19 protein-coding genes and 1 pseudogene are annotated in these 22,327 nt (G+C 39.2%); 2 read left to right on the forward strand and 18 right to left on the reverse strand.

The genetic code is table 11. The features are described 5' to 3' along the window. Positions 1 to 30: 30 nt before the first annotated feature. From ACZ5XR_RS25570 to ACZ5XR_RS25610, 9 genes and pseudogenes are all read right to left on the reverse strand, one after another. On the reverse strand, positions 31 to 957 hold the full coding sequence (locus ACZ5XR_RS25570; protein ID WP_464499247.1) for a glycine betaine ABC transporter substrate-binding protein: 927 nt from the start codon (positions 955 to 957) through the stop codon (positions 31 to 33). Positions 958 to 982: 25 nt separating this feature from the next. Further along, positions 983 to 1,627, reverse strand: a complete 645-nt coding sequence (locus tag ACZ5XR_RS25575) for an ABC transporter permease (RefSeq protein WP_464499248.1) — start codon at positions 1,625 to 1,627, stop codon at positions 983 to 985. Next, the gene (locus tag ACZ5XR_RS25580) at positions 1,624 to 2,595 is read right to left on the reverse strand and encodes an ABC transporter ATP-binding protein (protein WP_464499249.1); all 972 of its coding nucleotides are present in this window, start codon (positions 2,593 to 2,595) and stop codon (positions 1,624 to 1,626) included. Before ACZ5XR_RS25580 ends, ACZ5XR_RS25575 begins: the two co-directional genes overlap by 4 nt. A 97-nt stretch (positions 2,596 to 2,692) precedes the next feature. Next, a complete protein-coding gene (locus ACZ5XR_RS25585; protein WP_464499250.1) occupies positions 2,693 to 3,367 on the reverse strand; it encodes a TetR/AcrR family transcriptional regulator in 675 nt (224 codons plus the stop codon). A gap of 40 nt (positions 3,368 to 3,407) precedes the next feature. Beyond that, positions 3,408 to 4,322: a DMT family transporter gene (locus ACZ5XR_RS25590; RefSeq protein ID WP_464499251.1), complete on the reverse strand. Its 915-nt coding sequence runs from the start codon at positions 4,320 to 4,322 to the stop codon at positions 3,408 to 3,410. An 859-nt stretch (positions 4,323 to 5,181) separates the two neighbouring features. Then, a complete protein-coding gene (locus tag ACZ5XR_RS25595; protein WP_464499252.1) occupies positions 5,182 to 6,777 on the reverse strand; it encodes an APC family permease in 1,596 nt (531 codons plus the stop codon). Positions 6,778 to 6,930: 153 nt separating this feature from the next. Further along, a pseudogene (locus tag ACZ5XR_RS25600) lies at positions 6,931 to 7,107 on the reverse strand (proline dehydrogenase family protein); the annotation flags it as partial. A gap of 416 nt (positions 7,108 to 7,523) precedes the next feature. Then, the gene (locus ACZ5XR_RS25605) at positions 7,524 to 7,910 is read right to left on the reverse strand and encodes an FxsA family protein (RefSeq protein WP_464499253.1); all 387 of its coding nucleotides are present in this window, start codon (positions 7,908 to 7,910) and stop codon (positions 7,524 to 7,526) included. A 134-nt stretch (positions 7,911 to 8,044) separates the two neighbouring features. Beyond that, positions 8,045 to 8,185, reverse strand: a complete 141-nt coding sequence (locus ACZ5XR_RS25610; protein WP_464502437.1) for an Ig-like domain-containing protein — start codon at positions 8,183 to 8,185, stop codon at positions 8,045 to 8,047. A gap of 125 nt (positions 8,186 to 8,310) precedes the next feature. Here ACZ5XR_RS25610 and ACZ5XR_RS25615 point away from each other — a divergent pair, with 125 nt between their 5' ends. Beyond that, the gene (locus tag ACZ5XR_RS25615; RefSeq protein ID WP_464499254.1) at positions 8,311 to 9,171 is read left to right on the forward strand and encodes a cupredoxin domain-containing protein; all 861 of its coding nucleotides are present in this window, start codon (positions 8,311 to 8,313) and stop codon (positions 9,169 to 9,171) included. Positions 9,172 to 9,556: 385 nt separating this feature from the next. Here the strand turns inward: ACZ5XR_RS25615 and ACZ5XR_RS25620 are convergent, their stop codons facing one another. The 7 genes from ACZ5XR_RS25620 to ACZ5XR_RS25650 form a co-directional block, all read right to left on the reverse strand. Next, positions 9,557 to 10,939, reverse strand: a complete 1,383-nt coding sequence (locus ACZ5XR_RS25620; RefSeq protein ID WP_464499255.1) for an L-cystine transporter — start codon at positions 10,937 to 10,939, stop codon at positions 9,557 to 9,559. 454 nt (positions 10,940 to 11,393) lie between these two features. After that, positions 11,394 to 11,708, reverse strand: a complete 315-nt coding sequence (gene trxA / locus ACZ5XR_RS25625) for a thioredoxin (RefSeq protein ID WP_464499256.1) — start codon at positions 11,706 to 11,708, stop codon at positions 11,394 to 11,396. A gap of 159 nt (positions 11,709 to 11,867) precedes the next feature. After that, positions 11,868 to 12,200 carry an IDEAL domain-containing protein gene (locus ACZ5XR_RS25630; protein ID WP_464499257.1) on the reverse strand — a complete coding sequence of 111 codons (333 nt, stop codon included), beginning with the start codon at positions 12,198 to 12,200 and terminating at the stop codon, positions 11,868 to 11,870. Between the two features lie 180 nt (positions 12,201 to 12,380). Beyond that, positions 12,381 to 12,794, reverse strand: a complete 414-nt coding sequence (locus ACZ5XR_RS25635) for an RrF2 family transcriptional regulator (protein WP_464499258.1) — start codon at positions 12,792 to 12,794, stop codon at positions 12,381 to 12,383. 172 nt (positions 12,795 to 12,966) lie between these two features. Beyond that, positions 12,967 to 13,101: a BA3454 family stress response protein gene (locus ACZ5XR_RS25640; RefSeq protein WP_464499259.1), complete on the reverse strand. Its 135-nt coding sequence runs from the start codon at positions 13,099 to 13,101 to the stop codon at positions 12,967 to 12,969. Positions 13,102 to 13,134: 33 nt separating this feature from the next. After that, entirely contained in the window at positions 13,135 to 13,530 is a 396-nt protein-coding gene (spxA, locus tag ACZ5XR_RS25645; RefSeq protein WP_464499260.1) for a transcriptional regulator SpxA, read from the reverse strand. Positions 13,531 to 14,101: 571 nt separating this feature from the next. Next, entirely contained in the window at positions 14,102 to 14,320 is a 219-nt protein-coding gene (locus tag ACZ5XR_RS25650; protein ID WP_464499261.1) for a hypothetical protein, read from the reverse strand. 156 nt (positions 14,321 to 14,476) lie between these two features. Between ACZ5XR_RS25650 and ACZ5XR_RS25655 the strand changes: the two genes are divergently transcribed. Then, positions 14,477 to 15,232 (forward strand): N-acetylmuramoyl-L-alanine amidase, encoded by a 756-nt coding sequence (locus ACZ5XR_RS25655; protein WP_464499262.1) that lies wholly within the window; start codon positions 14,477 to 14,479, stop codon positions 15,230 to 15,232. A 434-nt stretch (positions 15,233 to 15,666) separates the two neighbouring features. Here ACZ5XR_RS25655 and ACZ5XR_RS25660 read toward each other — a convergent pair whose 3' ends face one another. Further along, positions 15,667 to 15,837 (reverse strand): hypothetical protein, encoded by a 171-nt coding sequence (locus ACZ5XR_RS25660; RefSeq protein WP_464499263.1) that lies wholly within the window; start codon positions 15,835 to 15,837, stop codon positions 15,667 to 15,669. A 243-nt stretch (positions 15,838 to 16,080) separates the two neighbouring features. Next, a complete protein-coding gene (locus ACZ5XR_RS25665) occupies positions 16,081 to 22,293 on the reverse strand; it encodes an Ig-like domain-containing protein (RefSeq protein WP_464502438.1) in 6,213 nt (2,070 codons plus the stop codon). Between the last annotated feature and the right edge of the window lie 34 nt (positions 22,294 to 22,327).

Raw genomic sequence — 22,327 nt, forward strand, 5'->3', positions numbered from 1 at the left:
AAAAAGAGCCGCCCGAAGGCAGCCGTTCACTTACTTAATCAAATTCTTTTTCACGAGAAAGTCATGGGCAACTTGTTTCGGATCCTTTTTCAGGACATCAACATCATAGTTCATCGCCGTCTGTTCCTCTTCAGTGATTTTTCCCCATAAGCTCCTTAGCGCCTCATCCAATTTAGCTGCTTTGCGAGTCTTTTCATCGATTAAGACCACTCCGAAATACGGTGGGAAGAAGGATTTATCATCCTGTAAGATGACTTGGTTCAACTTCTTCAAACGCCCATCCGTGCTGTACGAAACCGTCGCCTGAACAGCTCCATTATCTAATGCAGGGAAGATCAGATTATAATCCATCGGTTTTGCATCTTTAAATTTGATGTTATAAGCAGCTTCCAGCCCTTTTAACCCGACTGGTTCCTGATTTGGGAATGTCGTGTCTGTTCCCAGTACCATATCTTTCGCAACAGAAGACAAATCAGAGACGTTTTTCAAATTGTATTTCTGTGCCGTATCAGCCTTGACCGTGATCCCATACGTATCTTGATAACCCAGCTTTGGAGAAACCCAGATTCCGTCCTTAGCTTCCTGCGCCTTTACATAGTCATAAACCTTGTCCGGATTGCCGGCGAATTCACCTGTATATGATTTTTTGTACTGCTCCATAAACTCTGTCCCGTCATAGCTGACATATAACTGGACATCGCCTTTTTTGAGAAGGCTATGGATTAACCCGGAAACCCCTGCTGTTTTCGTAACTTCTACTTTAATATTCGTTTTGGCTTCAATTAAATCGGCCAGCAGATAATCGTCAATCTGCGCTTCTGTGTAGTTCTGGGATGCGATTTTTAGAGTTTTGATGGAACCTGAAGAATTCGAAGATGATGATGAGGAGCTGCAGGCCGCCAAGGATAGCGTAAGCATACCCGCCATTACTCCCGTTACAATACTACGCTTTTTCATAAAAAATACCCCCTCGGTTTTGTTTTTATCTGATTCCTTTTGGTGTCATCCATTTTTGCAGGCGACCCATTAAAAATTCGGCCAGAAAAGCCATTAATACAGCTGGCAATGTCCCGGCCAACAAGATATCATTGCTTGACATGCTTAGTCCGCGCAAAATAAGGTCGCCAAGCCCCCCAGCGCCAATCAATGCCCCTAATGTGGCAAATCCAATCGTTCCGACCAAAGAAGAACGGATTCCTGCAATAATCACTTTTAATGCCAGCGGAATCTCTACAATCCAGAGCAATTGCCAGTTGGTTGCACCCATACCGACAGCCGCTTGTTTCACCTCTGGTGCTACTCCGATAATTCCCACATATGTATTTCGAACGATAGGCATTAAGGAGTAGACAAATAAGGCAATGACTGAAGGGACAAGTCCGATTCCCGTTCCTAATGTAATCATTAACGCCAGCAAGGCTAAGCTGGGTATGGTTTGCACGCCATTGCTAAAACCGAGAATCAATGGATAGAGCTTCGGAACTCTCGTGGATAAAATCGTTAACGGTACTGCAATCAGAATCGCAAACACCATGGGAATGGAGACCAGGATTAATTGTTGCCTGATGGCCGTCCACATATCGGCAGGGTTTTCCACCATAAACTTGAACATATCAACGAAAATCATGAGATCATCTTCACCTCTTTCTCCACGTCATCTAAAAGCTCAACCACACTGGCGCGGGTGATCCAGCCGATAGCTTGCCGATCTTCGTTAACAACCGCAATCCTGTCTACTTGATGGGAGAGCATCAAATGTGCGACTTGCATGATTGTTGCATTCTCGTGAACATAAATTCTCGGCATTGAAATCGGGTGTTCATCCTTGATAAGCAGATCCTTTGCCATTGTATCCGTAGCTTGTCGGATGAAACGCTGTTTGCCAATAAAGTTCGCTACGAAATCATCAGCAGGTGATTTTAAAATTTCTTCTGGGCTGCCGGTTTGAATAATCTCCCCACTCTTCATGATGACAATCTTATCTGCTAACCGAATGGCTTCATCCATATCATGGGTGACAAAAATAATCGTTTTATTAAAATTACGTTGTAATCGTTTCAGCTCATCCTGCAGCTGTTCCCTTGTGATCGGATCCAATGCCCCGAATGGTTCATCCATCAAAATGGTATCGGGATTGTGGGCCAGGGCCCGAAGAACACCAATCCGTTGCTGCTGCCCGCCGCTTAATTCGCGCGGATAACGATTCATATAGATTTGAGGATCCATATTGATTAATTCCAACAATTCTTTGGCGCGTGCTTGACGTTCAGCTTTTGGTGCTCCTTGTAATTTCAAGACGAAGGCAATATTTTCGGCAATGGTAAGGTGGGGAATCAGACCAACCTGCTGAATCACATAGCCCAACTTGCGCCGAAGCTCAACCGGGTGATAGGACTTATAATCCTTCCCATCAATTTTAATCGTCCCTGATGAAGGATCCTCGAGCCGATTAATCATCCTTAGTGTTGTCGATTTCCCACATCCAGAAGGGCCAATAAAGGTTACGAATTCTCCTCGATTGATTTCAAGGTTAAAATTTTTCACAGCGATGGTCCCATCTGGATATACTTTTGAAATATTTGAAAAAGTCAGCATAGATACCCTCCTTTTCTTTTTATTTCCACTTTCAAAATAATGTAGATTGAGTTTTTTATATTAAGATTTAGCACAGGAGTACAATGAATGTTGATAGTTAGTCTACGGTTGAAGGATCAAAGTTGAAGGATTGTAAGGTGATTTGGTTAATATATTTCATCGTTAAATGAGTCGCTTCTTCTGGCGTATAGCTACGCCGGTTACTCAGGATTGTCGTCAACATGCCTTTCCAAATGAGAATCCCCATCTCGTTGATTTCTTCCAGATTGTTAGGGTTTATCAGGCCTTCTTCCGCAGCCTTTTTCAGTACAAAATGGCCTCTTTTGGAAATGTTGTGTTCAAAGATTAAGGATTTGGTATCTTCCGTGAGATCTGTTAAATCTTGATTATACATATCGTAATACTTTCTTAACAGCTCTTCTGGATGACTTCCTAAATCAGAAATAAAAAGAGCTTGGTAGATTTGTGGTTTACTATAAGAGTGTTTACAAAAGCATTCCCACGTTTTCATATATTTTTCCAATGAATTTTTCCCATGCTTCATATAGTACGATAACTCTTGTGTGTAGCTTTCTAAAAATCGCATTGAAGCAAAAAATATTAAGTGGGAAAGTTCATCAAAATAGTTGTAGATCGTAGAACTTGTGTAACCAGCTAAATCCGCGACCTTTCGGATGGTAACAGCTTCGATGCCTTCTTCTTCGATAATTTTTACAGTTGCATCTACAAAATAGCGCCACATTCGACTCATCTGTAGCTCTTTTCTTGCCATTATCAAACCTCCAATCTGTATCAGTTAGTTCTAATGATCATTAAAAGTTTACCGGATGAACTTCAGCATGTTTACTTATGCCTTTCCGCCCCGGCGTGATGGCTAAAAGGGTTCCAAGAAAAATGAAAATCCCGCCTAAATAAAAATTCCAAAGTAATTTTTCCCCCAAGATGAGCCATCCAAAAAGGCTTCCTGTTACGGGTGTAAAGAAATAAAACATGGATCCGACACTCGCCTCCACACTCTCCATCCCGCGATTCCAGAGTAAAAAGGCAATAGCGGTGCCAAACAGACCCAAATAAAGAATGCTGTACCAAATATTAACTTGTTGCAGAAAAATTGAATCTTGCTGATTCCATGTTACAAGCATAACTGGCGTCATCATGGCGAATGCAAAACCTGTCGTATAGACAGTAATCGTAAGCGAAGAATATTTTGTAGCTACCTTTTTGACAAATACAATGTAAATCCCCCAGGACACAGCAGATATGATTAATAGAATATTCCCAAGAAGAGAGGTTCCTTCCCCTCCTTTTTCAAAGCCGATGACTAATAGAACACCTAGTGTAGCCAAGGATATGGACAATATTTTCTTGGCTGTCAATTTCTCTTTCAAAAACCAATAAGCCAAGATGATTGTAAATATGGGAGCAGAAGCACTAATTAAGGAAGCTAGATGTGCAGTTGATAATTTCGTTCCTAAAAACGCACTTCCGTATGATATAAAGTAACCACTAAACCCAAGGCCAACCATAATGATCATATCTTTCGAACTTACCCGCTCTCTTTTTAACAAAAAGGGGGGGATCAAAAAGATCAGGCCCAATAACAGACGAAACCAAAGCAGCACGAAGGGTGATAAAAAATTTAATGCCTGCTTACTTACAACAAACATTCCCCCCCACATAGCCGCAGCTAAAACCAGGTATATATAACTCAATATTTTTCCATTCATATAGAGCTCGAATGTTCAAAAATCCTTGCTATCTTAACCCGAGTACTGTACATTATTTAATTCCCCTTTCATAAAATGACCATATTCATATAATGATCATGTTCTTTAAATGAATCATATCATAGCGTAATTTTCGAAACAATAAGAAAAGTTAGAATATTTTTAAAAACTATGCTCTCTAAGTCCTAGATTAAAAATTGAAAGGTGACAGGCACTGGAATTTATAAATTTGAACATTCTGTGGCAAAAGGAGATTTAATTTTGACTTGCAGGATTAACCATTACATTCATCACTATTTTTTAGAAATCCGATTGTTACAATTAGTGGATATTAAACCACTCAATAAACGTAATGAAATGGGGTTTTTTTTTGAACTAAAATCAAATCCCTTTCTAATATTCAAAAACCAGTAAATAAGAATTCTTGTCCTTAATTTGAGTAACCAGCGATAGTAAAATAAGCGGAGATTTTCCGGTTAGATGCAGAATAGAGTTCTTTTCGGGGAATATAAGCGAAGGTTTTCCGATTAAGCGTAGCAAAATGGCCTTATTTTCACGTTTTTCGAGTCAATAGGCGGAATCTCTCCGTCTATTTAGGCTATTTTTTATTAGATTTACTAATTAAGAGAAATTTCTCCGTCTATTTATCAGATCAGGTGCTTAACCTGATCACCCAACCGATAAGAGCGGACCCTCACGAAAGAAAAGTGGCTCACAGTCCATCCGTCAATCACTCTAATAAAACTTATTATATTCTAGCCTCCCCAACCTTAAGGAGAGGCATTTGGATAAAAACCTCATTTACTTATGGTACGGTTCACCGTAAAATATCTAAATGAGGTTTTATCTTTCTATAAATTTACATTACTTGTTTAGTTTCTACCATATCTTCATCTTCATCCTCATCAAACACTGCTTTTGGCAGACCTGATCTTCCTCCCCAGTAATACGAAATTAATGCCACGATGGCAATTGCAATTTGGTCCCATGGACTTTTAAGAATTTTGATACCCCCAAAAGTACCTAGATACGAAATAACAATAATGGATGAATAATAGAAAACAATCCACCAAGAGGATTTTAATTGTTGTGCAAAACTTACTTTTTTTGTAGGCACAGATTTCTTAAAAAATAGATAAATAACAAACATAACCAATTGTGACCCTAGCAACCAGGAGTTAACACTCCATCCTCCCCAATAGACCATGAAGGAAGCAATAATAAAGGAAATGGGGCCCAATACGCTCATTCCTTTTAAATAAAACGGCCTTGGTAAATCCGGTGCATTTAACCGTAATGCATAGGCTGATATTGGGGCTAAAGCATAGGTTAAGACAAGTGCATCCGAAACAACTGCAATCATAGCATCCCATGAAGGGAACGGTAATGTCCAGAAGATGGACAGTATAAACGCAAGCCAAAGCGCTGGACGAGGAATACCGGATTTCTCGTCAATTTTTCCAAAAACCTTGAAAAAGGTACCAGTCCGTGTCCACCCAAAAATTAGGCGAGATGTGGTATTCATATAAACATTTGCCGCTCCGCTGGGAGATATGATAGCATCTGTAACAATCATTATGGTAAGCCAGCCTAATCCTAGTGCCACAGCAATATCTTTAAATGGAAGAGAGAACTGGGTGCTTACTTTCGCCCATCCACCAGCTAACATATTCGTTGGAATACTTCCAATAAACGCTACCTGAAGAAGTACGTAGACGATTGCTGATAATACGACGGATATAATGAGGGCTATGGGTACCGAACGTTGTGGATTTTTAGCTTCACTTGCAACTGTTACAATCGGGTGAAGTCCTAGATAAGCAAAAATGACGCCACCAGTTGAAATGGCACTTGTTATCCCCGAGAAACCGAACGGTGAGAAACCCTGAATATGAAAATTGGCAGATTTCATATTCAGGAGTAAAACTACAATAGTCAAAGTTGGAACGACAAACTTAATAATGGTGATAACTATGTTTGATTTAGCAAACGTTTTGACGCTCTTGAAATTAAGCAGGAAGAATGCCAAAAGCAATACAAATTGCACAGACCAACCTAGTAAGGATGGTGAGCCTGATGCTCCTGGTTGGGATAATCCAGGCCACCAAGAGGAAGCATATTGACGCGCCGCTTCTACTTCAATCGCAGTGAGGCTGGAATACGCAACTAAGGAAGCAAATCCCATTAAATACCCTATTAAAGGACCATGCGAATAAACCGGGTAACGAACGATACCGCCGGACCGAGGGAGGGCACCTCCAAGTTCAGCGTATACAAGGCCAAGAAAAAGGACAGCAATTCCGGCGATGACCCAAGAAAAACTGCCAGATGGCCCCGCCATAGAAGCTACCCGACTCGCTGCAAAAAGCCATCCCGAACCAAATACAGCCCCAAACCCTATAAAAACAAGATCTGCTAAAGATAAATTCTTTTTAAACTTTCCATGTTCTTGCATGTTGAACCTCCTAATAGTTTAACATTGTAATTTAGTAAGCGCTTTCTGTAAGTACCTTCAATTTGTTAGGAAGAAAGATGGCTATGTTCCACTGACAAATAACTGAGAATGGAAGCAAAAATTAAAAACGCAAGATGATATCCATTACAAGAATTATTTAGAGAAGCCTTTTAATGCAAACCCAACATTTTGTGGTCTTTCAGCTAAGCGGCGCATAAAGTATCCGAACCAGTCATTTCCAAAAGGGACATAAACGCGCATATTATAGCCTTCTTTGACCAGTTGTTCCTGCAGTTCTGTTCTAAATCCATATAGCATTTGAAACTCGAATTAATCATTTGAAATTTGATGATCTTTCACACCAAATTTAATTCCCCACTTTTTTGCCGCCTGTTTAGGGATTTGTTCTCTGACAGAGCATGAAAAAAACTCTTTGAAACAGTGGCTAACATAAAAATAGACCTCCTCGATTTATTCTTTACTTGAGTGGGTTTAGCGATACAAGGTGGCTCGAACGCCAATATAAGCGGGTAATGTTACCCAACTGGGAATTGACGGTTTCAAGCGCTACCTTAGACACTTGCTTATTTTCTTACAGGTTGAAGTCTGTTAACGGTTCATTCAACAGGGTTGTTTGTATTTAGCGACAGTACTGGACTTGTTTTCATGCTGAATCTAATAATCGTTTCCTAAAAGTCTCCCCTTAGTCTAGAATCCCTGAGTGGTGGTCTGACCCGGAAATTGGTTTATCTTATTATTTTAATCCTTCCCTTTTCAATCTTTTTCCGAAGAGCTTTTATCATGAAAAATTTAAAGGCCTTCCTCGTTGGAGGAAAAAGCATTAAAAAGCCGGTAATGTCTGTAATGAAACCTGGTGTAATCAGAAGTGTTCCGCCGATCAATATACAGATCCCATCTAACAGCGCTTCACCCGGAAGCTGGCCATGGCGCAGCTGCTCCTGCGCCATTCGGATTGTTTGCAAGCCCTCTCTCTTCGCCAAATAGGCTCCAATTACACCAGTTAAAAGAATAAACAGTAAAGTTGGCCAGACCCCGATTATTTTTCCTAAAAAAATTAATAAGGCTATATCTGCTGCAGGGACCGCAATGATTAAAAGAAATAAATAACGCATGTAGCAAGCTCCTTCTTAAACGTTTAATTCCATTATAAATTTATTTAATTCAAATGGAAATTTCCGCTTTCTTTGATCCGGCTCCCACTTAAAATATATTGCAAATGAATTCACAGTCTGTTTATGGCAGTATGCTATTTAAACGAAAAAGGTGCTACTACTTTCTTTAGGATTTTAATAGAAAACCGTCCATTAGTTGACGTTTTTCCCTTTCCAATAACATTGGAGCCCTTTTTAACATATACAGAAGAACTGGCTTCGGCTTTTCCTCTAATAGTAGTCTAACCGGATCTACGGTTGGCTTTATTATGGATTCTAATAAAATTCTAATAAACAGCTATTATATTAATTCATGTAAAAATGCAATACAAATATTGAATTTAATTTTTGGAGGTAAAACATGATTAAAAAGAAAATCGGACAAAGCATGACGATTATCGCACTGGTTTCTGCTTTATCCTTTTCCCTTGCTGGATGCGGAACTAGTAATGTGGCAAAAGCAGTTCAAAAACCTGTGAAGACAGTAAAGACAGCAACTACGGCACAAACAAATAAACAAGTCCAAACCGCTGCTAATCAATACCTTGTTATTCAAACAGATTCTAAAGTTGGTCCAGATAAGAAAGTACACGACGCGTTTGTGAATGGAAATATAAAGATTACAGAAGGACAAGCTGTGACATTGCATTTCCTTAACTACGATGATGCACCACACACCTATACTTCAGCTGATTTAGGTTTAAATGTGGCTATCAAAGGGTCAACCAAAAAGGGTGTGCCAGCGGAAACAACTTACACGTTCACACCAACAAAAACGGGTACATTTAATTGGATGTGTGCTGGAAAATGTGATCCATGGGCAATGACGCATAAAGGCTATATGCAGGGAACTGTCACAGTTTTACCATCAACAAACAAAGTCCAATATGTATCAATGGTTATGAATGCAGGGTATAAATTAGGCACCGACGGAAAACTTTACGATGCCGCGACACCTGGTGATATTACCGTTAAAGCAGGACAACCAGTCGTTTTAACCGTATATAATTTTGACGATAGTAATCATACCGTTACAAACAAAGATTTAAATTTGAATCTTAATGTGGTTGGCAGTAAATCAAAAGGAACGCCGAGCATTTCTACCGTACAATTTACTCCAGCAAAAGCTGGAAAATATATGTGGATGTGTACGATAGGCTGCGATAGCTATTCCATGTCTCATGATGGCTTTATGATGGGTAGTATTAATGTAGTTCAATAATGAACTAGCATCAGGTTCAAAAAACTAAGGCAAAATTAAAAGAAAACCGATCGCCACTTAAGGGGTAATCGGTTTTCTTGGTGTTATAGTCATTGCCTTCACAAATAAAAGGCTTGGGATGCCAAGTAGTCTTCTCTATCTAAGTCTTTCCGTTTCTCCTATCTGCGATATAAAGCTAAGGCCGCCGACCCGACAATTGGAGTGCTTTATCCGCTAGTTGCGGCTGCTTATCCGCCAGTTGGAGGAGGCTTGCCGCCAATTGGAGCATACTATCCGCTAGTTGGGGAAGGCTTGCCGCCAATTGGAGCATACTATCCGCTAGTTGGACCGCTTTCCGACAAGAAATTTGTCGAGTACAGCAGGGCCTCACTAGTGACAGGCACCATTATGCTTCTACAATATCCTCTTGCTTGTAAACTTCACTCTGGAATTCCCCAGTAGCTTTGCTGGTTAGTATGCCGGCTATCATGGCATCACTGACGTTGAGGGCTGTTCGGCCCATATCGATTAATGGTTCGACGGAGATGAGCAGGCCCACAATGGCAATGGGCAGGTTCAGTACCGATAGAACGATGAGAGCAGCGAAAGTGGCACCGCCGCCGACACCAGCAACCCCTAACGAGCTAATGGCCACTACTAAAATCAGCGTAATAATAAAGCCTGGACTAGCAGGATGAATACCTGCAGATGGAGCGACCATGACCGCGAGCATCGCCGGATAAATGCCGGCACACCCGTTTTGCCCAATGGTCAATCCAAACGAACCTGCAAAGTTTGCGATTCCTTCAGAAACCCCCAAATCCTTTGTCTGTGTCTTAATGGTTAAAGGTAATGTTCCGGCACTTGTTCGGGACGTAAAGGCAAAGGTCAATGTCGGTAACGCCTTTTTCACATATCTGGCAGGGTTCAGTTTGGCAAACACCAAAAGTAATAAATGCACAAGGAACATCACGATCAGCGCAACATAGGACGCAATGACAAATTTTCCTAATTTCACGATGGCTCCATAATCATATGTCGCCATTACTCTTGTTATGATGGCCAAGACCCCATATGGAGTAAGGCGAAGAATGAGTGTAACAATTCTCATCGTTACCGAGTAAACGGTATCAATGATTTGGGCAAAAAATTCACCTGTTTCAGGTTTCCTCTTTGCTACCCCAAGGTAAGCCATACCAACAAAGGCCGCAAAAATTACGACGGCAATCGTCGAGGTTGGACGGGCTCCTGTTAAATCTTGAAATGGATTGCTTGGGATTAACTGAAGGATTTGCTGCGGAAGGGACACACCTTTAACACTGACAACCGCCTGCTGCAGCTCTTGATTTCGCGCAACCTCTGCCGTTCCTTGAGCCAAATGAATGCCGGCAAGGCCAAAGCCGAGTGCAGAGGCAATCCCAATTGCGGCTGCAACAGCGGCGGTGCCAAGAAGAATCCCAATGACAAGAGCACTAACCTTGCCAATATTCTTGGTCAGCTTCAACTTGGTGAAAGACCCGACAATGGAAACAAAAACAAGCGGCATGACCACCATTTGGAGCAGTTTGACATAGCCATTTCCAACAATGTTAAACCAATCGACGGATCCTGTGGTAACGTTTGATGTGGTTCCATAAGCCAAATGAAGAATAAAGCCAAAAATAATTCCAATTCCTAAAGCAGAGAAAACCCGTTTTGAAAACGAAACCTGCTTCCTTTGCATCCAAAACAGCCCCATCATCAACAGTACCAGGACAACGATGTTAACAATGATCAAAAAAACGTCCATCTTACTTCCCCCCTTTATTCCAATTTATGAAGTAGGAATACTTCCTATTCCAAGAAGTCCAAAGTCGGGAAGTCCATAGGGAAGGTTCCACTGGTTCCAAAAACCGGGAGAACCGTCCGAGGCCAGTGAAAAAGTAGGGGTTGTGTCGAACCTACACCTCATTTTCAATCTACTTTTAAAAGGTATAGAGGGAATATATTCCTTCTCTATTTAGTAAAAGAAGCGGATGCAATAGTTGCGATCCGCTTCAAGTTTACTGCGATGGCAGCCAGCCTGGATTGTATTGACGTACTTAATAAACCATACCCTTAACGCGGGAGAGACCGTGAAATCGTTTGAGCTCCGTATTCTTGCCTTCAAATGAAGTAACCTGTTACCTTTAGTGGAACAAGGAAAAGGGCTGCCGCAGCAGCCCAATCATTAATAGTTTAGTCTAGAACAAATTCCTTTTGTTTTACGCGTGCTTTGAAATTAATTCTGCCAAAGCTTCTTTAGGTTGGAAGCCAATAACCTTATCTATAGCCACTCCGTCTTTGAAAAGAATCAAAGTTGGAATGCTCATGACGCCAAATGCCTGTGCTGTTTCTAGGTTTTCATCTACGTTAAGTTTGCTAATTCTAACTTTATCACCAATTTCACTATCGATTTCCTCCAAAATAGGTGCAATCATTTTACAAGGGCCGCACCATGGTGCCCAAAAATCTACTAACACTAATCCCTCTTTAATTTCAGTAGTAAACGTTTGATCTGTTACATGTGAAATAGCCATTTGTATATCCTCCCAATATCATTTTTTTACAACACTTTTTTATTCTCCCCGAACCCTCCATGGAACCAATCCCTTTATCCATAATGATCGGCTATCGTTATCTCAGCCTCCCTAAATGTAGTAAAAAAAGTTACAGTTTTTTTAAAAAAATCTCTATCATTAATTTACTTCATTAACAAGCTGCTTAATTGAACTCAGCTTGGAGGAAAGCTCATTAAACCAGTCCTCATCCCCTGTTGATAATGCCAAGTCTATTAGAAATAGAATTTGTTCCTTGTTTATCACATTTGAAACAGGCAGACTCTTAACCCGATTACTTGAAATAGAAATGGTTTTGCCAATGGTTTCATGATTGTCACTTGTTATTACATTTACTTTAACTACTCCTTCAATATTTAGCGATTCAATATAACCAATTATTAATTCCCCCTCCTGTGACTTTCCCTTAATCCAATCACCAGTTTTTAAAATGGACTGATTGTTTGATAACATACCCTTCACCTCCATCAATCATTTTAGTACTCAAGGATAGGAATATTATTCCAATAATTAAGAAATCTTCTCTTTTTACGTTGTAATCATCATTATTTCATTACCAGTTAAAACTGTAGTTTTTTTTATTACAAATTAATTATAAAGAAGTCCGCGGTCATATTATCCTTCTCAAACCTCTTATTGTTCTTCATTGATAAAATCGACCACTTCTTTAATTGTATATTTCTTTAAATATTCACCTAAATGTTCTTCAGCACCTAAGAAAATTGAAAATAGGACTCTTTGCATATTCGCACCTACAATACAATGTTCATTCGATTCAGGGCATTTAGGCTGAATTGCACCTTCAGAGGTTACCTTATAAATATCCCATAGATTAACTTCATTTAGATCCAGAGCAAATTTAAATCCGCCTCCAGTTCCCTCTTTTGATTTTATAAATCCATGTTTTTTTAACAAACTTAGGACTTTACGAATCCGAACAGGGTGAACACAGGCACTCTCTGAAATAGCATCACTCGTTGACATCCGGTCCGGCTGCAGTGCAAGAAAAATTAAACTGTGTATGGCAAGTGTAAAATCACTATTCATGGCCGGCCTCCTAAAAAAATAAAAACTGCTAATCGCCTATTTACTATTACATGTATTTTTAGCATGTTTTTGAATATTTTATCACGTACTGTAATACTAAACCTTACAGATTGGGTTGTCAAATATATGCTCTATTCAAATTTCTTCATGGTTTCAAAATGGAGTCATAGATTTAAATATTCCATTGTTTTTTGACTTGTTCTTCTGCTAACCGTTTTATTTTTTCCCAAGTAAGTTCTTTTTCCAAAATGACATTGGTTTGATAATTTCTATCTTTATAATTAACTGTAACGAATACTTCAATCACCTCGTTTTTCCTCCTTTCAAAAATCTCAAATGGTTAATTGGCCACTTTTTGCAATTGGATGCTCAAAAATTGACGAACCTTCCGAGGCAAAAAACTACGAATTTCATCCTCGTTATATCCTACCTGTAATCTTTTTTCGTCCTGGATAATCGGACGGCGTAACATTTGAGGGTACCTCATTATTAAGTTATAGAATTCATTAAGCGTTAGAGATTCAATATTTACATTCAATTCCTTAAAGATTTTTGATTGAGTTGAAATAATTTCGTTAGTTCCATCTTCCGTCAGGCGAAGAATAGATTTAATCTCATCGATTGTCAGGGGATTTGAGATTATATTTCTTTCAATATAGTCAATATGATGTTCCTCAAGCCAAGCTTTTGCTTTACGGCAAGAACCACAACTTGGTGTCGTATACAGATTTACCATACTTTTATACACTCCCTTAAAAAATTTTGGATAAATGATATGAAAGCCTAACTTAGAAGACCCATCATATTGTCCTTCAGTAAAACAAATATAATAAAAAATATTACAGTTTAGCACTTAATATTCGCAGTGCTTTCTTCAATTATTATGAATCGACTATACTGTAAATATAATCATTACAGTTAAATATGTCAACTGTAAATTTACAGATAAAAAACTCGCGCCTATCTTTAATGACTTTTCCACAGAAAAAGGTCTGACCCAAAGCTAATGAATATATTCGGCATGAGTTCTTCGTCTACATACCAATACTTTGGGTACAGTTCACCATTTTTTCTGTTAATCTAGATAAAAGATTGAACCACATTTGCATCAATTAAAAATCTATCAATCTTCGATCAAATTTCAGGAAATGACAGGCACCGGTATTAACCGAATTTAGTGACTTGTAATTGAAATTATGGTTTTTTTGGAAGGTTTATTTCATGTATAATAGGAATATAATAAAGAGAAGTGCGCGAACACTTCTCCATGCAACTTCTACCGTCAAGGTGGTGGTTGTCAAAGTAGATTATTTGTGAGAACCACCCTTTTGCTTGCGACGGCTTAGGGTGGTTTTCTTGTTTTCTAGCACGTTTTTCCGAAAGAAATATGCCGCCACTTCACGCAGCATTCCCTTCAGAACTTCTCTTAGAATCTCAATAATGTTTCCATGATTTTCACCTCCTTTCCAACAACGGAAAGAAGACTGACAACCTACCACCCTAACAACATTCAGTTGCAACGCCATTCTAACACTTTCTATTAACATAAAAATCTATCAATCTTCAACAAAATCCGGGCGGTGACAGGCACCGGAATAAAAATTTCCGCATAATTTATTGCCATTTGTACAAGCATTTCAACACCTATTTAATATGTTAGTAATGGAGGTGATGAATTTAAGATGGTGAAATTTTTTATTGACCCTGGACATGGTGGTTCAGACAGTGGAGCTATTGGGAATAATCTGCAGGAAAAGAATCTTACATTACAAATCGCCAAGACTTTAAGGGATATTCTATTAAATGACTATGAAAATGTAACAGTCATGTTAAGCCGGACGGGAGACCAGACCGTTAGTTTGACTGAAAGAACCGATGCGGCAAACAAATGGGGAGCAGACTATTATCTTTCCATTCATATCAACTCAGGTGGGGGTACTGGATTCGAAAGCTATATTTATCCTAACGTTGGCGCTCCAACAACCACATACCAAAATATCATTCATGAAGAAGTTCTAAAAGTAGTAGACTTTACTGATCGTGGTAAAAAATCTGCTAACTTCCATGTATTACGGGAATCACATATGTCAGCATTGTTGACGGAAAATGGGTTTATCGATAATGCCGATGATGCTGCCAAGTTAAAAAATACTAGTTTCTTAACGACGGTTGCCATAGGACACGCAAATGGATTAGCTAGGGCATTTCGTTTAACAAAAAAACATCTGTATAGGGTTCAAATAGGTGCTTTTAGTACCAAATCTAATGCAGACAACCTTGCAGCAAGAGCTAAATCGAAAGGTTTCGAACCCGTTGTTTTATTTAAAGATGCTCTGTACAAAGTCCAAATAGGTGCTTTCGTATCAAAAGATAACGCAGAAGCTCTAGCCATTAAAGCAAAGAATGCCGGATTTGAGGCAATTGTGTACCAAGAATAACTCTTGAGCAGTTCCTATTACATCAAGAATATGCAAGTTTTTACTCATAACTTGCATATTCTTGGCTCATTTTTAAAAACAATTTGTATGATTTATAAGATTTATTTACAATATAAATCCCTTAATTTTTTTAAATTCAGTTGAAAATATTCTGGATAAGATCAACTTTGATATTTAGTTGGCAATAAAATCATGATTATCTCCTCCTTTCCAATAGCGGAAAGAAGACTGACAACCTACCACCCTAACAATATTCAGTTGCAAATCCATTCTAACACTTTCTATTAATATAAAAATCTATCAACCTTCGACAAAATCCGGGCGGTGACAGGCACTGGAATTCTTCTCCTTCTCAACAGGAATATTTTTATGTATAATGGAGATATAATAAAAAAGAGAAGTGCTGCTAACACTTCTCCATGCAACTGCTACCGTCAGGGGTGGTTGTTGTCTACGTTAATTTTTGCGTGAACCACCCCCTTTTGCTTCCTACGGCGCAGGGTGGTTTTCTCGTTTTCTAGAACGTTTTTCCGAAAGAAATAAGCACAGAATTCACGCACAATTCCTTTCAGAACTTCCCGTAGAATTTCAAGAAATGTTTCCATGATCATCACCCCCTTTCTTAAATACAGAAAGAAGATTGACAACCAACCACCCTAACAATATTCAGCTGCAATTTCATTCTATCACTTTATTTCTATCAATAAGCCTATCAATCTGCGACAAATTTCGGGTGGTGACAGGCACCAGATTTAATCTCCAGTTCCTCAATGGTAAAAAGTAAATTAAAAAGCACTCGTAAAAGCTCCTATTCAAATAGGATTTTACGAGTGCTTTTTAATGAATAATTACAGTACTTTAATGACCGTTGCTTTACTTATATTTTTTGCCTTATCAGTTGCTGTAATACTTAAAATAGTCTTCTTCTTTTGTGCCTTTATTTTAACTTTAAAGTTACCATTTTTATCGGCGGTGGCTGTACCAATAACTTTAATCCCTACTTTAATTGTTATGGTAGCATAAGCTTCAGCTTTACCTGTAACAATTGTTGTGATGCTTTTTACTGTATTTACTTTTGGCGCAGAAGGAGGAGTTTTATCAATGACGATAACAGTTCTGGCTATACTCACATTTCCAGCAATATCAGTAGCCGTTATGGAAATTTTTGTTCCCGCCTTCTGCAGCGGAATAGATAGGTTAAAGATACCTTTTACATCAGCTTTTGTTTGATACTTCTTTGTTCCAATTAATATTGTTACATTTGCATTTGCTTCAGTTTTTCCGATTATCACTTTTGATTGATCTGTCACTGAGTTAACGATTGGTGCTAATGGCGCTGTCTTATCAATGACGGTTACCACGGCTGCTAAGCTGATATTTCCAGCTTTATCGGTAGAAGTTATGGATAATTTGGTGCCTGCTTTTTGGACAGAGATTTTTACAGAGAACTTTCCGTCTGTTTCTGCGATTCCTGAACCGATAACCATCCCATTTACTTTCACTTCCACTTTTGAGCCTGCCTCCGTCTGACCTTTTACATAAGTATCTTTGTCGGATATTTGATTTACCAATGGTTTGTCTGGTGAAGTTTTATCTTTTACTACGATCGTAAGTGGAGCACTTTCATTACCGGCGCTATCAGTGGCAATTATGACTAATTGAACACCGGCTTTTTGAACTGGGATAATTATTGAAAACTTGCCGTCTGTTCCTGTGGTTCCTGAACCAATAACTGTTCCATTTACTTTTACTTCTACTATGGATCCAACCTCTGCCTGACCTGTTACAGAAGTATCCTTATCGCTTACTTCATTCACTGTTGGTCTGTCAGGCGCCGTTACATCTTTAACCAAAATCGTTTGAGAATCGCTTATATTCCCTGCGTCATCAGTCGCTGTTATAACTAATTGGATGCCCGCTTTTTGCACAGGAATGGTAATGGAAAACTTTCCGTCTGAGTCTGTGGTACCCGAGCCAATGACCTCGCCATTCACTTTCACTTCCACATTTGAACCCGGCTCCGCCTGACCTGTTACAGAAGTATCCTTATCGGTTACTTCATTCACTACTGGCTTGTCTGGTGCGGTTACATCTTTTATCACAATCGTTTGAGAATCACTTACATTCCCTGCATCATCAGTCGCTGTTATAACTAATTGGATGCCCGCTTTTTGAACAGGAATGGTAATGGAAAACTTTCCGTCTGGGTCTGTGGTACCCGAGCCAATGACCTCGCCATTCACTTTCACTTCCACTTCCACATTTGAACCCGGCTCCGCCTGACCTGTTACAGAAGTATCCTTATCGGTCACTTCATTCACTATTGGCTTGTCAGGTGCGGTTACATCCTTTATCACTATTGTTTGAGAATCGCTTATATTCCCTGCATCATCAGTCGCTGTTATGACTAATTGGGTGCCCGCTTTTTGAACAGGAATGGTTATGGAAAACTTGCCATCTGTTCCTGTGGTTCCAGATCCAATGACTAATCCATCCACAGAAATTTCCACTCTGGAGCCTTCCTCCGCCTGACCTGTTACGGAAGTATCCTTATCGGTTACTTCATTCACTATTGGCTTGTCTGGTGCAGTTACATCTTTTACCACTATTGTTTGAGAATCACTTACATTCCCTGCATCATCAGTCGCTGTTATAACTAATTGGGTGCCCGCTTTTTGCACAGGAATGGTAATGGAAAACTTTCCGTCTGTTTCTGTGGTACCCGAGCCAATAACTGCTCCATTCACTTTCACTTCTACATTTGAGCCCGGCTCCGACTGACCTGTTACGGAAGTATCCTTATCGGTTACTTCATTCACTATTGGCTTGTCTGGTGCAGTTACATCTTTTACCACTATTGTTTGAGAATCACTTACATTCCCTGCATCATCAGTCGCTATTATGACTAATTGGGTGCCCGCTTTTTGCACAGGAATAGTTATGGAAAACAATCCGTCTGTTCCTGTGGTACCTGAGCCAATGACTTTGCCATTCACTTTCACTTCTACATTTGAACCTGACTCCGCCTGACCTGTTACGGAATTATCTTTTTCGGTTACTTCATTCACTATTGGCTTGTCAGGTGCTGTTACATCCTTTATCACTATGGTTTGAGAATCGCTTATATTCCCTGCATCATCAGTCGCTGTTATAACTAATTGGGTACCCGCTTTTTGCACAGGAATGGATATGGAAAACTTTCCGTCTATTCCTGTGGTTTCAGATCCAATGACTAATCCATTTACGGAAACTTCCACTCTGGAACCTTCCTCCGCCTGACCTGTTACAGAAGTATCCTTATCGGTTACTTCATTCACTGTTGGCTTGTCTGGTGCGGTTTCATCTTTTATCACAATTGTTTGAGAATCGCTTATATTCCCTGCATCATCAGTCGCTGTTATGACTAATTGGGTGCCTGCTTTTTGCATAGGGATGGTAATGGAAAACTTGCCGTCTATTCCTGAGGTACCCGAGCCTATGACTGCTCCATTCACTTTCACTCCTACATTTGAGCCCGGCTCCGCCTGACCTGTTACAGAAGTATCCTTATCGGTTACTTCATTCACTTTTGGCTTGTCTGGTGCGGTTACATCTTTTACCACCATCGTTTGAGAATCGCTTATATTCCCTGCATCATCAGTCGCTGTTATGACTAATTGAACACCGGCTTTTTGAACTGGGATATTAATTGTAAACTTACTGTCAAATTCTGTAGTACCAGAACCAATGACCATTCCATTCGCCGAAACTTCCACTTTGGAGCCTGCCTCTGCCTGACCTGTTACGGAAGTATCTTTATCGGTTACTTCATTCACTACTGGCTTCTCCGGAGCTGTTACATCCTTCACCACTATAAGTGTGGGCTCACTTACATTTCCAGCCTTATCTGCTGCTGTTATTTCTAGCTTAGTTCCTGCGGTTTGAACTGGAATAGAAACAGTAAAGCTACCATCCTCTCCTGTAGTTCCTGAACCGATTACAGTATCATTTCTTTTTACCTCAATAATCGCACTAGGCTCAGCCTGACCTGTAATGATTGTACCTTTATCCGTTACTGCATTCACTTCTGGTTTCTGAGGAGCGGTAAAGTCTTGAACTTCTATAGTGGCAGCTTCCCCTTTATTACCACTAGCATCGACTGCATATACATTGATTTTAGTCCCGGCGGGTTGTTTATCTATCGAAATCGAAAAAGATCCTCCTGGTTGGACTTGTCCACTTCCAATAGTAGTCCCATTTATCTCAGCAAAGACATTGGCATTTTCTTCAGAAGTCCCTGTGATAGAATTTTGGTTATCACCGACGGGGTTAACAATGGGCATTGCTGGCGGGATATTGTCCACAACGGTAATAGATCGATTTACTGTAGTTAAATTTCCAGCCTTGTCAATAACGGAATAGGTAAGCACATACACTCCTGGAGTATTGGTATCGACGGAACCATCCACCTTTAAAATGGAGGTTAAATCACCGTCAACATTATCAACAGCTTTCACCCCATCCATTGCATCAAAAGTTGTATCCATATTAATGGTTTGATCAACGGCACCTGTAATTACAGGAGGTGTATTGTCAGCAACATGAATATTTACTTTATAATACTTTGTATTTAAATTACCTGCTGTTACAGTTAAAACAAAAGAATTATCACCTTGAACAAGGTTCTTTAAACCGCCACCCGCTAAAGTAGCTTTACTATCTTGAGTCTCTCCACTTAAAAATATACTAGTTACATTACTTGGTAAATTAATAGAATAAGTATCGATATCTGAAGAGAATTCAGGTGTAAGCGGGTAAGTGTTATTTCCATCTGTGACCGTTATATTATCTAAATTGGCATTGGAAGGATCACTAGCATAAAAAATTCTCTTTTGATCATAAGTAACTTCATTACCCGCAAGATCGACTATATTTGATAAAAGGCCATATACAACGCCATGCTGACCTTCTTTAATTTCATAGTAGATCTCATATTGGGTTCCGTTACTGCCTGGAACCTCGGTCATGACATACTCCTCATTATCAATCCCACCGGATAATTTGAGTTTGACACCTGGTTTTATAGGTTCAGTAAATGTAGCGATAATATGCGCGTAGTCTCCAACTGTGTATTCCTTCTCTTCGGATTCAATGGAAACAATTGCAGGATTAATTCCATCAGCTTGAAATACATCCTCCTTATTAAATTTCGGAGAAGTATTACCTGCTAAGTCTTCTACTTGATCTATTGTTGCCTGAACGGAACCAAAATCGCCTTCCTTCACAACATATTCATACGTAAATTGAGTAGAGTTTGACCCTACAACTTCATTCATTGAAACATTTTCTAAGTTAACGCCATTCGTTAATGATAAGGTAAAATCAGGTTTTACCGGTTCATCAAATACTACCGTCAATAAGACCTTATCTCCCAATTTAGCTGAAGCAGTGGAAGCTGTTAAGCTACTAATATTTGCCCTATTGCCGTCAACATCAAATAAATTGTTGCTAATATACTCTTGAGAAAGCTTGTTATTTAAATCATATACTTCCTTAAGATGTGCATTTAGGCTTCCTGTAAATCCTTCAGGAACAGTATAGTTATAAGTATACTGAGTTCCATTACTTCCCGGTGTCTCATTCATGACAACAGGATCCATTTCTCCAGCCCCATCAAACGAAAGTTGGACCCCATTTTTAATACTTTCTGAAAAATTTACGGTAACCGTTACAACATCACCAATTTTGGCTTTGTTGGTGGAAGCTGTTAATGAACTAACTGGTGCTAATCTATTTTGCTTTGTAAAAACATTTTCTTCCGTATAATTACTAAACTTCTGTCCATCAGCTGTTTCCACATTTTGCAGTGATGCATTGATAGCACCATCCTTATAGCCGTAAGGAACCGTATAGGTTAAAATATATTTTGTTCGATTGCTGCCTGACACCTCTGTCATGGTCGTTGGAGATAAATCAACTGCTCCATCTAAAGCGATTTTAAATCCAGGATTTACACTTTTATAAAAGGTAGCTGTTAACGTCACTCTGTCACCTGAACTAGTAGTAGTCTTAGAGGATTTAATAGATTGCAGTGGAATCACTCTAAAGAAATCACTTTCCTGCAAGTTATTCCCAAATTGATCAGTTATTCCTGGAAAAGATATATCTACTGAACCACTTTCAGTAGGTTGAACTTTATAGGTATATTCGTAATCCATATCATTTACAGGGTCCATTTCACCAGTTGCTGTAATTCCACCATTTAGAGAAATACCTAAATTATTCACTTGATAAAATTTGTTCGTTTTATTTTTAGATAATAAAACCTCTAAATCTTCACCAGGTTTAACAATATTTTTATTGACGCTTAATTGTGGTTTAGTTGAATAGAACATGTGAGAAGAATCAAAGAAGGTTCCATCACTCTTTTTACCGATTACACTTATTGGACCACTAGAGATAGATGTTATATTCTTCCAACTGCTAACATCAGGTTCTTTAAATCCATAGCCAAGAGCTACAACTGTACCGTCTTTTTTAAGCCCTGATGCATTATAATTACCTGCGGATATTTGGACAATATCCTTCCAATCACTGATTTTAGTACTTCCATTACCTTCCACACCTGTAGAAACAACAGTTCCATCTTTTTTTAGTCCCAGTGTAAAAGAATTTCCTGCTGCAATGGCAACGATATCCTTCCATGAACTTACATTTGCTTCTCCGTTATAATTAGTTCCTACAGCTACTACTGTTCCATCCCGTTTTAACCCAACTGTATGACTATTACCAGTTGCAATGGCAACAATATCACTCCAATTGTATACATTTAATTGCCCATATTGGTTGTAGCCAGCTCCAACTACAGTCCCATCGCTTCTAAGACCAACTGTATGAGACCAATTGGAAGCAATAGAAATAATATTGCTCCACGAACTCACATTTGTTTCTCCGTAATAATTATTTCCTACAACTACTACCGTTCCATCCTTTTTTATTCCAAAGGTTTCAGAATTACCTGTTACAATTTTATTAATATCATTCCAATCACTAACATTTATTTCCCCATTTGCGCCTACCACTTTTACTGTTCCATCACTTCTAAGCCCTGCTACT

This window comes from Neobacillus sp. Fa239 (genome assembly GCF_055395235.1).

Coding starts and splice junctions, on each gene's coding strand:
- ACZ5XR_RS25595 (WP_464499252.1), bottom strand. CDS start 6,777: ATGCAAGAACATGGAAAGTTTAAAAAGAATTTATCTTTAGCAGATCTT.
- ACZ5XR_RS25635 (WP_464499258.1), bottom strand. CDS start 12,794: ATGAATAGTGATTTTACACTTGCCATACACAGTTTAATTTTTCTTGCA.
- ACZ5XR_RS25580 (WP_464499249.1), bottom strand. CDS start 2,595: ATGCTGACTTTTTCAAATATTTCAAAAGTATATCCAGATGGGACCATC.
- ACZ5XR_RS25615 (WP_464499254.1), top strand. CDS start 8,311: ATGATTAAAAAGAAAATCGGACAAAGCATGACGATTATCGCACTGGTT.
- trxA (WP_464499256.1), bottom strand. CDS start 11,708: ATGGCTATTTCACATGTAACAGATCAAACGTTTACTACTGAAATTAAA.
- spxA (WP_464499260.1), bottom strand. CDS start 13,530: ATGGTAAATCTGTATACGACACCAAGTTGTGGTTCTTGCCGTAAAGCA.
- ACZ5XR_RS25590 (WP_464499251.1), bottom strand. CDS start 4,322: ATGAATGGAAAAATATTGAGTTATATATACCTGGTTTTAGCTGCGGCT.
- ACZ5XR_RS25575 (WP_464499248.1), bottom strand. CDS start 1,627: ATGATTTTCGTTGATATGTTCAAGTTTATGGTGGAAAACCCTGCCGAT.
- ACZ5XR_RS25660 (WP_464499263.1), bottom strand. CDS start 15,837: ATGGAAACATTTCTTGAAATTCTACGGGAAGTTCTGAAAGGAATTGTG.
- ACZ5XR_RS25650 (WP_464499261.1), bottom strand. CDS start 14,320: ATGGCGTTGCAACTGAATGTTGTTAGGGTGGTAGGTTGTCAGTCTTCT.
- ACZ5XR_RS25630 (WP_464499257.1), bottom strand. CDS start 12,200: ATGTTATCAAACAATCAGTCCATTTTAAAAACTGGTGATTGGATTAAG.
- ACZ5XR_RS25620 (WP_464499255.1), bottom strand. CDS start 10,939: ATGGACGTTTTTTTGATCATTGTTAACATCGTTGTCCTGGTACTGTTG.
- ACZ5XR_RS25655 (WP_464499262.1), top strand. CDS start 14,477: ATGGTGAAATTTTTTATTGACCCTGGACATGGTGGTTCAGACAGTGGA.
- ACZ5XR_RS25585 (WP_464499250.1), bottom strand. CDS start 3,367: ATGGCAAGAAAAGAGCTACAGATGAGTCGAATGTGGCGCTATTTTGTA.
- ACZ5XR_RS25605 (WP_464499253.1), bottom strand. CDS start 7,910: ATGCGTTATTTATTTCTTTTAATCATTGCGGTCCCTGCAGCAGATATA.
- ACZ5XR_RS25570 (WP_464499247.1), bottom strand. CDS start 957: ATGAAAAAGCGTAGTATTGTAACGGGAGTAATGGCGGGTATGCTTACG.